This window comes from Streptococcus parasanguinis (genome assembly GCF_040908565.1).
GTDB classification, from domain to species: Bacteria; Bacillota; Bacilli; order Lactobacillales; family Streptococcaceae; genus Streptococcus; species Streptococcus parasanguinis_AC.
Map to the genome: position 1 here is coordinate 1 of NZ_JBDGEA010000030.1, position 11,540 is coordinate 11,540.

14 protein-coding genes are annotated in these 11,540 nt (G+C 41.8%); 11 read left to right on the plus strand and 3 right to left on the minus strand.

What is annotated here, in order from left to right; genetic code table 11:
- From lgt to AB5Y61_RS10385, 3 genes are all read left to right on the plus strand, one after another.
- A partial coding sequence (lgt, locus tag AB5Y61_RS10375) for a prolipoprotein diacylglyceryl transferase (protein WP_368404099.1) occupies nt 1-487 on the plus strand: 487 nt, incomplete at its 5' end.
- Nucleotides 488-490: 3 nt separating this feature from the next.
- A complete protein-coding gene (locus tag AB5Y61_RS10380) occupies nt 491-874 on the plus strand; it encodes a DUF948 domain-containing protein (RefSeq protein ID WP_070587115.1) in 384 nt (127 codons plus the stop codon).
- Between the two features lie 14 nt (nt 875-888).
- Nucleotides 889-1,347: a YtxH domain-containing protein gene (locus tag AB5Y61_RS10385; RefSeq protein WP_155199971.1), complete on the plus strand. Its 459-nt coding sequence runs from the start codon at nt 889-891 to the stop codon at nt 1,345-1,347.
- Nucleotides 1,348-1,632: 285 nt separating this feature from the next.
- Here the strand turns inward: AB5Y61_RS10385 and AB5Y61_RS10390 are convergent, their stop codons facing one another.
- Nucleotides 1,633-1,926 (minus strand): DUF3270 family protein, encoded by a 294-nt coding sequence (locus AB5Y61_RS10390; RefSeq protein ID WP_003008106.1) that lies wholly within the window; start codon nt 1,924-1,926, stop codon nt 1,633-1,635.
- A gap of 129 nt (nt 1,927-2,055) precedes the next feature.
- Between AB5Y61_RS10390 and AB5Y61_RS10395 the strand changes: the two genes are divergently transcribed.
- Together AB5Y61_RS10395 and AB5Y61_RS10400 are read left to right on the plus strand one after the other, a co-directional pair.
- Nucleotides 2,056-2,985, plus strand: a complete 930-nt coding sequence (locus AB5Y61_RS10395) for a peptidase U32 family protein (protein ID WP_302692400.1) — start codon at nt 2,056-2,058, stop codon at nt 2,983-2,985.
- A 94-nt stretch (nt 2,986-3,079) separates the two neighbouring features.
- Entirely contained in the window at nt 3,080-4,366 is a 1,287-nt protein-coding gene (locus AB5Y61_RS10400) for a peptidase U32 family protein (RefSeq protein ID WP_003002878.1), read from the plus strand.
- Nucleotides 4,367-4,381: 15 nt separating this feature from the next.
- Here AB5Y61_RS10400 and AB5Y61_RS10405 read toward each other — a convergent pair whose 3' ends face one another.
- On the minus strand, nt 4,382-4,714 hold the full coding sequence (locus AB5Y61_RS10405; protein WP_013903885.1) for a hypothetical protein: 333 nt from the start codon (nt 4,712-4,714) through the stop codon (nt 4,382-4,384).
- Between the two features lie 90 nt (nt 4,715-4,804).
- Between AB5Y61_RS10405 and AB5Y61_RS10410 the strand changes: the two genes are divergently transcribed.
- The 3 genes from AB5Y61_RS10410 (at nt 4,805) to AB5Y61_RS10420 (ending at nt 7,069) form a co-directional block, all read left to right on the plus strand.
- Nucleotides 4,805-5,017: a YdbC family protein gene (locus AB5Y61_RS10410; RefSeq protein WP_003002541.1), complete on the plus strand. Its 213-nt coding sequence runs from the start codon at nt 4,805-4,807 to the stop codon at nt 5,015-5,017.
- Nucleotides 5,018-5,182: 165 nt separating this feature from the next.
- A complete protein-coding gene (locus AB5Y61_RS10415) occupies nt 5,183-6,325 on the plus strand; it encodes a 5-methyltetrahydropteroyltriglutamate--homocysteine S-methyltransferase (protein WP_368404100.1) in 1,143 nt (380 codons plus the stop codon).
- 12 nt (nt 6,326-6,337) lie between these two features.
- The gene (locus AB5Y61_RS10420; protein ID WP_003015569.1) at nt 6,338-7,069 is read left to right on the plus strand and encodes a cyclase family protein; all 732 of its coding nucleotides are present in this window, start codon (nt 6,338-6,340) and stop codon (nt 7,067-7,069) included.
- A gap of 43 nt (nt 7,070-7,112) precedes the next feature.
- On the opposite strand, the gene gorA is transcribed toward AB5Y61_RS10420, so the two are convergent.
- A complete protein-coding gene (gorA, locus tag AB5Y61_RS10425) occupies nt 7,113-8,462 on the minus strand; it encodes a glutathione-disulfide reductase (RefSeq protein WP_368404101.1) in 1,350 nt (449 codons plus the stop codon).
- 179 nt (nt 8,463-8,641) lie between these two features.
- Between gorA and AB5Y61_RS10430 the strand changes: the two genes are divergently transcribed.
- The 3 genes from AB5Y61_RS10430 to AB5Y61_RS10440 form a co-directional block, all read left to right on the plus strand.
- Nucleotides 8,642-9,799 carry an efflux RND transporter periplasmic adaptor subunit gene (locus tag AB5Y61_RS10430; protein WP_070587126.1) on the plus strand — a complete coding sequence of 386 codons (1,158 nt, stop codon included), beginning with the start codon at nt 8,642-8,644 and terminating at the stop codon, nt 9,797-9,799.
- A complete protein-coding gene (locus AB5Y61_RS10435) occupies nt 9,783-10,478 on the plus strand; it encodes an ABC transporter ATP-binding protein (RefSeq protein ID WP_223325072.1) in 696 nt (231 codons plus the stop codon). The genes AB5Y61_RS10430 and AB5Y61_RS10435 overlap by 17 nt, the downstream gene beginning before the upstream one ends.
- The coding region (locus AB5Y61_RS10440; RefSeq protein ID WP_368404102.1) for an ABC transporter permease at nt 10,478-11,540 on the plus strand (1,063 nt) is incomplete at its 3' end. The genes AB5Y61_RS10435 and AB5Y61_RS10440, both read left to right, overlap by 1 nt.

An 11,540-nucleotide genomic window follows, 5' to 3' on the forward strand; every position in this document is an offset into this window, starting at 1 on the left:
TCTTTATCTTTTCTCTCGTAGACGTTTGATTGAACCGATCGACTTTTTAGATATTGCAGCCCCAAGCGTCATGATTGCCCAGAGCATTGGTCGCTGGGGAAACTTCTTTAACCAGGAAGCTTATGGAGCTACTGTTAAGAACCTCAACTACCTGCCCTCTTTTATTCGAGACCAAATGTATATAGATGGCAGTTATCGTCAGCCAACTTTCTTATATGAATCCAGTTGGAATCTGCTAGGATTTCTCTTGATCTTGATTCTTCGTAGAAAATCCCAATTTTTGAGGCAAGGTGAGATCACCGCCTTTTACCTCATCTGGTATGGATTTGGGCGAATGATCATCGAAGGAATGCGGACGGATAGCCTGATGTTTGCGGGTTTACGTGTTTCCCAGTGGCTATCGATGATCCTGATTCTAGTTGGACTCGCCATTATCGTTTACCAACGTCACAAAAAAGCCCCTTATTATGTAGAAGAAAAGGAGTAACATATGTTTATTGAAATCGCATACGGCCTTTTAGGCCTTGCCTTAGTAGCGCTTGTTATTTATATGATTTTTTTCCTTTCAAAGATTGGAAAAGTTGTAGATGAGACGCAAAAAACGATCCAAGTGTTGACATCAGATGTCAATGTCACCTTGCATCAGACCAATGATCTATTGGCAAAAGTCAATGTTTTAACAGATGATTTGAATCAAAAAGTTGCAACGATTGACCCGCTATTTACAGCTGTAGCGGATCTTTCCGTGTCAGTTTCAGATTTGAATGACCAAGCTCGTCAATTGAGTGTTAAAGCTGCATCAGCTGGTGGGAAAACTGTAAAAGCCTCTATCGGATTAAAAGCGATTCAGATGGCTTCAAAATTATTTAAATAGAATCGAGGAAAAAGATGGGACGTTTATCTAGTTTATTAATTGGTGTGATTTCAGGTGCTTCAGCAGCCTACTATTTATCAACTGAGCAAGGAAAGAAAGTTACTAAAAAAGTGGTGCGCTTTGTAAAAGACTATCAAGAAGATCCTCAAGAAGTGCATGAATCAGTTAAACAAACTGCTAAAGATGTTTCAAAACAAGCAGCAGAAGTCATCCAACAAACCAAAGAAAAAGTTGGATCTGGAGAAATTACGACAGGAACCGTTTTGGAATCTGTCAAAGAAAAAACGCAAGATGTGGTTGAAAAATCTCAAGAAGTCTATCACTCATTTAAGGATAAACTTCAAAAAGAAAATCTAAGTGGCAATGACTTGGTTCAATCCATTCGCAAACAAACAGAATCAGAAGACATCGTGCTAGACTTGGATGAAAAAGATCCTGAAGAAGCAGCTGAAGAAGAAACAAAAGAAGCGTAAAAAAGAGAGTGGGACAGAAATCGGTAATTCGTTAGAATTCGATTTCGTCGTCCCACCTCCGCACAGTTGAGTAGGGCTGTAAAAGCTGATGAAATCAGCGTAGTAGAGCCCACTCAACCACTGCGTCTTGCTCGACAATCCAAAAACAATTGAGAGGCTAGGACTTTTGTCCCAGTCTCTTTTTATGGAAATTACCTGATCAATTGGAGTTAGGTTTTGTCTTCAAATTTCAATATTCACATTAAAAAATTCGAAAAAAATAAAAAAATCAGGCGAACCTGATTTTTATTTTTTTCGTTTATTGTAGTAAATTCGGAATCCTTGAATACTGGCAAAGCTAGAACCAATAGCTAAGGCAAACGCAAAGAAGGTATTCATTTTCGTTGCTAAAAAGATAAAACTAAACACAACTGTCAACACACAGAAAATAGCGATATTTAAAAAATATAGCAATTCACTTAATTGAGGCGCGGGTTCAACTTCAGGAGCGTAGTCCTGAATAGGGGTTTCTTGGGTTTGTTTGGTTAATTCGATATAATCGAATTCTTCATCATAGTGTCTTAAATTTCTTACGGGCATTTTCTCTCTCCTAACAGTACTCTATTATTCTATCATGAATTCAGGTATATAAATGTTACAAAAATGTTACAAATTTTACAAAATGAATAAATTTTTCTAGAATATCGGAATTTTTGTTATAATGGTTCTATGAAAAATATTATGATTACAGCAACAGCAGAGAGTGTTGAGCAAGCGCAAGCCCTGATTGATGCAGGGGTTGACCGAATCTATGTCGGTGAAAAAGATTACGGATTACGATTGCCTCAAACTTTAAGCTATGACGAAATAAATCGAATTGCCCAATTAGTCCATGCTGCTGGCAAAGAATTGACAGTGGCTGTAAATGCACTCATGCACCAATCGATGATGGATTCAATCAAGCCTTTCTTAGATTTTCTAAAGGAAATTCAGGCTGATTATATTACTGTCGGAGATGCGGGCGTTTTTTATGTCTTGAAACGAGATGGCTATCCATTCAAAACGATTTACGATGCATCAACCATGGTCACTTCTAGCCGCCAGATCAATTTCTGGGGAAAACAAGCAGGAGCTTCTGAGGCTGTTTTGGCTCGTGAGATTCCATCTGCCGAATTATTCGTAATGGCTGAGAATCTTCAGATTCCAGCAGAAGTATTGGTTTACGGTGCTAGCATTATTCACCATTCAAAACGACCTCTTCTTCAGAACTATTACAACTTCATCAAGACAGAGGACTCTGTGACCAAAGATCGCGATCTGTTCTTAGCAGAACCAGGAGATCCAAATTCTCATTATTCGGTCTACGAAGACAAACATGGAACCCATATCTTCTCAAATAATGACTTGAATATGATGACCAAATTGTCTGAGTTGGTAGAACATGGCTTTGATCATTGGAAACTCGATGGTGTCTATTGTCCGGGTGAAAACTTTGTCAAGATTACAGAGTACTTTGTCAAGGCCCGTGATTTGATTCAAAAAGGAACATTTACACAGGATCAAGCCTATCTGTTTGATGAAGAAATCCGCAAATTGCATCCAGCCAATCGTGGTTTGGATACTGGTTTCTATGATTATGAACCAGATCGTGTAAAATAATAAAAAACTAGGGCTTCTTCGTTTGAGAGTTTTCCTTTTTCAGGGAACGAAGAGGCTATTCATTATATCGACAATCTTGTAAATTGGAGAAAACATGACAAATACAAAAAAACGTCCAGAGGTTTTGGTACCTGCTGGAACCTTAGAAAAACTAAAAGTTGCCGTTAATTATGGGGCAGACGCTGTGTTCGTTGGTGGACAAGCCTATGGTTTGCGGAGCCGTGCCGGAAACTTCACCATGGATGAGCTTCGTGAAGGAATTGAGTATGCTCATGCCCGTGGAGTAGATGTGCACGTCGCTTCAAACATGGTGACCCATGAAGGAAATGAACAGGGAGCAGGTGAGTGGTTCCGTGAATTGCGGGATATGGGACTTGATGCCGTGATCGTCTCAGACCCGGCCTTGATTGAAATCTGTGCAACTTATGCACCTGGACTCAATATTCACTTGTCTACGCAAGCTTCTGCAACCAATGTGGAGACTTTCCATTTTTGGAAAGAATATGGCTTGACCCGTGTCGTCTTGGCCCGCGAGGTATCCATGGAAGAGTTGGCAGAGATTCGTAAGCGTACCGATCTTGAGATCGAAGCCTTCGTTCATGGAGCCATGTGTATTTCCTATTCCGGACGTTGTACCCTTTCTAACCACATGTCTGACCGGGATGCCAACCGTGGTGGCTGTTCTCAATCTTGCCGTTGGAAATACGACCTTTACGACATGCCATTCGGCCAAGAACGTAAGAGTATCAAAGGGCAAGTTCCAGAAGAATACTCTATGTCAGCCGTTGACATGTGTATGATCGAGAATATTCCAGACATGATTGACAATGGGGTTGATAGCTTGAAGATTGAAGGCCGAATGAAATCTGTCCATTACGTATCAACAGTTGCTAACTGTTACAAGGCTGCTTGTGATGCTTATATGGAAAGTCCAGAAGCCTTTTATGCCATCAAGGATGATTTGATCAATGAATTGTGGAAGGTCGCTCAACGTGAATTGGCGACTGGATTCTACTACCAAACACCGACTGAAAATGAACAATTGTTTGGGGCACGTCGTAAGATTCCTCAATACAAATTTGTAGGAGAAGTGGTGGACTTTGATCCATCTACCATGACTGCGACAATTCGCCAACGGAATGTCATCAATGAAGGTGACCAAGTGGAATTCTACGGACCAGGCTTCCGTCATTTTGAATGCCAGATCCAGGATTTACATGATAAGGATGGAGTGAAGATTGATCGTGCGCCAAATCCGATGGAACTTCTCACGATCACTGTTCCACAAGAAGTGAAACCAGGAGATATGATTCGTTCTTGCCAGGAAGGTTTAATCAATCTCTACTCAAAAGATGGCGCAAGTAAAACTGTTCGAGTATAACAAAAAAAGAGAGGGTTAAACCTCTCCTTTTTGTTGGGCGATGCGAATATTATTGGGGACCAAACTGATTTTCTGGATCTCAGAAATCCGAATAATCGTGGACATACTCTTTTTAAAATTTTTCACGATCAGTTGTCGGCGTTCTTGGTCATATTTGACAATATCGCCTGTAAAACTCTTGTTTGAAAAAATAACATGTACCCCTTGTTTTTTTCGCAATGCTTGTTGAATGATTTCAATAATTCTCTCATCTTCTAATGGGGCAGGGGTACTGACTTTTCCATTGAAAAATTCATTTGCTCGGTCTTTAACGATCTCGAGAAATTTTTTCATAGCTAAATTCTCCATAACTTGATACAATATATTATAGATAATTTCAACGATTTTGTAAATGATTTACGAATATTAGAGATGAGAAGGCAAGAAAGGAGTCGTGAAATGGCAGAATTTTCATTCCAAATCGAAGAACATCTACTGGTCTTGTCAGAAAATGACAAGGGTTGGACCAAGGAATTGAACCGTGTAAGTTTTAACGGTGCTCCAGCTAAGTATGATATCCGGACCTGGAGTCCCGATCATACAAAGATGGGGAAAGGCATTACACTCACGAACGAAGAGTTTCAAGTTATGCTAGATGCATTTAAAAATTAACATAAAAAAGAGGTCCCTCAAAGACTTCTTTTTTTGTTATAGTCTAAGACTATATAGATGTCAAAGATATTAGATTATCCCAAACCCTTGTTTATCAGGTGTTGGACTGCTATAATGGTTGCATTAATGAATTAATGTAAAATTTATAGGAAAGAGGGAATCATATTGACACATACACATGCACCTTATCGCATAGACCATGTTGGGTCATTTCTTCGTCCAGCAACTTTGGTTCAAGCTCGTGAAGATTTCGCAGCTGGAAAAATCAGTCAGGCTGACTTAACAAAAGTAGAAGATCAAGCGATTCGTGACTTAGTTGAAAAAGAAATTTCTGCTGGTCTGAAGTCAGTAACGGATGGAGAATTCCGCCGTGCTTATTGGCATTTGGATTTCTTCTGGGGCTTTGGTGGCATTGATCACGTCCAAGCTGCACAAGGCTATCAATTCCATGATGAAACGACCAAGGCGGACTCGGCACTTGTAGTTGGAAAAATTACAGGAGCCAATCATCCATTTGTAGAGCATTACAAGTTCTTGCGTGATCTTGTAGCAGATGTAGATGGTGTAGAACCTAAATATACCATTCCAGCACCTGCGCAATTCTATTTTGAATTGATCCGTGATGCAGAACATGTAGAGCAATTGAATACCATCTATCCTGATTTTGCGGCTGTTCGTGAAGACATCAAGCAAGCCTATCTTCAAGTGATTCAAGATTTGTATGATGCAGGACTTCGGACACTTCAGGTAGATGATTGTACGTGGGGTGTCTTGGTAGACGATAATTTTTTGACGGCTTGGGGAGCAGCTCAAGACAAGTCAAAAGATGAGGTTCGCCGGGAACTCGCTGATCTCTTCTTGACCTTTAACAACGATGTCTACCAAAATGTTCCAGCTGGTTTGACCGTCAATACACACGTTTGTCGTGGGAACTTCCATTCCACCTGGGCTTCATCAGGTGGCTATGCACCGATTGCCAAAGAACTCCTTGGAGAAGAAGCGGTCAATGCGTACTTCCTTGAGTTTGACACCGATCGTGCTGGTGGTTTTGAACCACTTGCAGAAGTGACCCCTGGAAAAGGAGTGGTGTTAGGCCTCTTGACATCTAAGAGTGGTCAACTGGAGAACAAGGATGAAGTCATCGCTCGTATTAAAGAAGCGAGTCAGTATGTACCTTTAGAAAATCTTTACCTGTCTACTCAGTGTGGATTTGCTTCAACAGAAGAAGGAAACATTTTGACAGAAGAAGACCAATGGAAAAAAATCGATTTGATTAAAGAAATTGTCGCTGAAGTTTGGGGCGAATAAGGAGGAAGAAACATGTCAGATTTACTAAGTATTTATAAAGAATTGCAAGCTAAAAAATGGGTGGACTTGAGTCACCAGATCAATGCGGAAAGTCCACACTTCCCAGCCCTTCCTGCTTTGCAACAAGAAGATCTCTTCACGCTAAAAGATGGTTTCCATGTTCAAAAATTTACAGTGGTTGGTCAATACGGTACGCATATCGATGCACCAATTCACTTTGTAGAAGGTGGTCGTTGGTTAGATGAGATTGACCTCAAAGATCTCCTCTTGCCACTCTATGTTATCGACAAGTCTAAAGAAGTTGCAGCCAATCCAAACTTTATCTTGAGCAAACAAGATATTTTAGATTTCGAAGCAGAGCATGGACAAATTGCAGAAGGGGCCTTTGTGGCCTTCCGTAGTGATTGGTCAAAACGTTGGCCGGATCAAGATGCTATGCGCAACCTTGATGAAAATGGGGTTCAACAAAGTCCAGGATGGAGCCGTGAAGCTCTGGAATTCTTGATTCATGAACGTCATGTCAAAGCTGTGGGGCATGAAACCTTTGATACTGATGCGGGTATTCCAGCAGCAGAGCATGGCTTGGTCAATGAATACTACCTCTTGGAACAAAACATCTACCAAGTTGAAGTCTTGAACCAATTGGATCAAGTCCCAGCTGTAGGTGCCTTGATTTCAATTGCCTTCCCTCATTGGGACAAGGCAACTGGTTCACCTGTTCGTGCCATTGCCATCTTACCATAAGCGAAGAAAAAAGCTTGAAGTATAAGGACTTCAAGCTTATTTTTTATCTCATGGTTACGAATTCTTCTGATCCAGTTGGGTGAATGGCGACGGTTGCGTCGAAATCGGCTTTCGTCGCTCCCATCTTGATAGCAACGGCAAAACCTTGGATCATTTCGTCCACTCCATATCCAAGTCCATGGAGACCAACGACTTTTTCTTCTGGCCCCGCAGTGATGAGTTTAAATTTTGCCTGTTGGCGGTGTTGGGTAACGGCGGTGTACATGGAAGCAAATTGAGAAGTATAGACTTTGATATTCTCTTTTCCATAAGCTTCCTGGGCTTCTTCCTCCGTTAAGCCAACAGTTCCGATAGCGGGATGAGAAAAGACAACGGTCGGGATACTTGTATAATCCATTTTGGCATTGACTTTTCCATTGAATAGACGTTCAGAAAGAGTGCGTCCAGCTTTAATAGCGACAGGAGTCAACTCTTTTTCTCCTGTGACATCCCCAAGAGCATAGATTCCTGGAATAACTGTATTCTGGTATTCGTCCACTGCAATGAATCCTTTTTCATTTAAGGTGACGCCTGCAGCTTCTAGATTGAGATCCTGGATATTTGGTTTTCGTCCTGTTGCCCAGATAACATGTTCTGCCACGTGGCTAGTCATATCTTCAAAATATATCTTCACACGACCGTCTGCTAATTTTTCAAGCTTCATGGGAACCTTATGTTTGTGAAGCGGAAGGTTTTGTTTTTCCATTTCTTCCATTAAGCCATCGACAATATAGGAATCAAAACTACGTAAAACCCGATCTTTTCGGATGAAGAGGTCTGTTTGAACGCCTAAATGGTGGAGCACACCGGCTAGTTCCACCGCGATGTAGCCTGCCCCAATAATGGCAACAGATGTAGGGAGTTCTTCCCAAGCAAAGACATCATCAGAAGTTTCGCCGAATTCTGCTCCAGGAACAGAAGGGATGAAAGGATGGGCACCGGTCGCAATCACGATATGCTTGGCCTTAATGGTTTCTCCATCTACCTCAACTGTATGAGCATCCACAAAACGAGCACGACCTTCAATCAATTCGACTCCATTGCGTTTAAAACTACCATCATAAGAATTCCGAGAACGATCTATATAGGCTTCGCGATTTTTTCTTAAGGTTGCAAAATCAAATTCGGTCTGTTCAGAAGTAAATCCATAATCTGGCCCGTAATCACGAATGGCTTCTGCAATTTGTGCACCATACCACATAATCTTTTTAGGTACACATCCTCTGTTGACACAGGTGCCCCCCAATTGTTTTTCTTCGATGACAGCAGCGCGTGCTCCGTGCTCCCCAGCCCGGTTCATGGTAGCGATTCCTCCACTGCCTCCACCGATTGAAATAATATCAAATTCTTTCATGTTTTCCTCCTAAATGGGATTTCAGATTGATTGTAATATCAATTGTTACAAAAGTCAAGAGTTTAGCATGTTCCCAAGCATTTAAATTTCATCTTGCTGTGTCAATTTTAGATAGAAAAGTAAGGAAATATGGTATACTATGGTATAGAATAAAACGCTTTCGTTGATGGAGAAAAACGATGAAGAAATTGAAAAAATGGCAACTATTTACAGCTGCAGGTGCAGCAATTGTGGTGATTGGAACAGGAAGTGTGATGATGTTTTCGCACCCAAGTACTCCTGATCAGGCAATCACGAAAGAAACTCCAATGGTGCAAACGGTCAAGGATGGATCGATCGCTTCTTCAGTCTTGTTAACTGGGAAAGTCACTGCCAACCAAGAACAGTATGTCTATTTTGATGGAACCAAAGGGGATTTGCAGTCGATTTTGGTCAATGTCGGAGATCAAGTGACGGCCGGTCAGCCAATCGTTCAATATAGCAGTACAGAGGCCCAAACCGCTTATGATGCAGCCGTTCGTGCTGTCAATAAGGCAGATCGTCAGTTAAATGATCTACTGACAAATGGTGTGACCATTGATACGACAGGAGATGAAGAGGCAGATGCCAAGTCAGCTTCACAAACCCAACGTACTGTTGATTCTCAAGCTAGCGATTTACGAGATGCCAAGTCGGATGCAGTCGATAATATGAACAAGGCTAAGGCTCTTCTGGATGCGACAACTGTCAAGAGTAATACAGATGGTACTGTGGTCGAAGTTAATAAAGATGTTTCAAAATCGACTACAGGGACCAACCAAACTCTGGTTCACATTGTGAGCAACGGAAATTTACAAGTCAAAGGGGAATTATCTGAATACAATTTGGCCAATATCTCTGAAGGTCAGGAAGTGGTTCTCACTTCCAAGGTTTATCCGGATAAAACCTGGACAGGAAAGATTTCTTATGTAGCGAATTATCCGACTGACGCGGCTCAAGCAGGTGCCAATGCAGCAGGTGGAACACAAGGAAGTGGGGGCGCCAAGTACCCATTCACAGTAGATATTACTAGTGACATTGGGGAACTCAAACAAGGCTTTTCTGTCAATATTGAAGTCAAAAGTTCTACCCAACATCCCCTTGTTCCCGTGACCAGTGTCATGGCTGATGGGGATACGAGCTATGTATGGACGGTCGAAAATGGTAAGGCTAAGAAAGTAAAAGTGACGCTTGGTAACGCCGATGCAGAAAACCAGGAAATCTTGTCAGGCTTGAAGAAAGATGCCCAAGTTATTGTGAATCCTAATGAGAAACTGGAAGATGGAAAAGAGATCGGAAAATATGACAAAATTGATTGAACTAAAAGGAATCAATAAAACCTATAGAAATGGAGACCAGGAACTTCGTGTCTTAAAAGACATCGATTTAGAAGTCGAAGAGGGAGAGTTTGTGGCCATTATGGGCCCGTCTGGTTCAGGAAAATCAACCTTGATGAACGTCATTGGCCTGTTGGATCGCCCGACCAGTGGAGAGTATTTTCTAGAAGGTCAGGAGGTTGGAAATCTCAGTGAGAAAAAATTAGCGCGTGTTCGAAATGAACAGATCGGTTTTGTATTTCAACAATTCTTTCTTCTCTCCAAGCTCAATGCTTTTCAAAATGTAGAGCTCCCTCTCATTTATGCAGGAGTTCATCCTGCTAAACGGAAGGAATTAGCTGAGCAATACCTTGAAAAGGTAGAGCTCCATTCTCGCATGCACCATTTGCCTTCAGAGCTCTCAGGGGGTCAAAAACAGCGGGTGGCAATTGCCCGAGCACTGGTTAATCAGCCCGCCATCGTCTTAGCAGATGAACCAACCGGTGCCCTAGATACTAAGACGGGAGAGCAAATAATGGATTTGCTAACCAAGTTAAACCAAGAAGGAAAAACCATTATCATGGTTACACACGAGCCAGAAATTGCAGCTTTTGCCCATCGTCGCATCGTCATTCGTGATGGAGTGATTTCCTCGGATAGCAAGCTGGAAGGGAGGACCTAATGCAAAATTGGAAATTTGCGATCAGCTCGATTATGAGCCATAAATTACGGTCTTTCTTGACCATGGTAGGGATCATTATTGGGGTTGCTTCTGTCGTTGTCATCATGGCTCTGGGAGATGGCATGAAAGCTGGTGTTACCAAGACCTTCACTAAGGACCAAGAATATGTACAAATCTCTTATTCTCCCAATAAGAGTGGCTATGTGACAGGAATCAATATTGGCCCTTCTGAAGATACAGGTGAGGGTGGAGGCGAAGGTGGCCCTGCAGCTGAAGACCGAGGGATGGCTGCTCCATCGGATATCGATGGGGAAAATGCTGAAGATATTGATGGTCAAGTCCAAGAAGCACCACCAGTTGTGCAAGAATCTTGGGTCAAGGAATTAACCAAGATTCAAGGAATCGATGGCTATTATGTAGGCAATACCTCCAATGCAACCATTGCTTTTCAAAAGAAAAAAGCAGACGGAGTGAATATCCAAGGGGTAAATGAGACCTATTTTTCTGTCAAGAAGGTGGAACTCCTATCAGGACGAAAATTAACTCCTTCAGACTATAGTAATTTCTCCCGGGTGGTGCTTCTGGATGAAGGCTTGGCTCAACAATTATTTGGAACGGAGAATCCACTGAATCAGGTGGTCTCTGTTGGAGACAACAATTATCGCGTCGTTGGAATTTTCAAGGATCCAAATGCAGGGACAGCCCTCTACGGAGCTTCTTCAGGTGGAAGTGCCTTGATGGCAAATACTCAGCTGGCCTCTGAATTCGGAACGGATGAAATTCAAAATATTGTCGTCCATGTACCAGATGTGAAACAGATCAAAACTGTTGGGATTGAAGCTGCTCAAAAGTTAACAGAACTTTCAGGTGTTCGCCAAGGAGAATTCCAAATCTTTAATTTGGATAGCATCCTTGAGGAAACTAATAAAGTAGTAGGAATTATGACATCAGTCATCGGAGCTATTGCAGGGATATCCCTCTTAGTTGGTGGCATTGGAGTCATGAATATCATGTTGGTTTCTGTTACCGAGCGGACGAGAGAAATTGGTCTTCGCAAGGCCT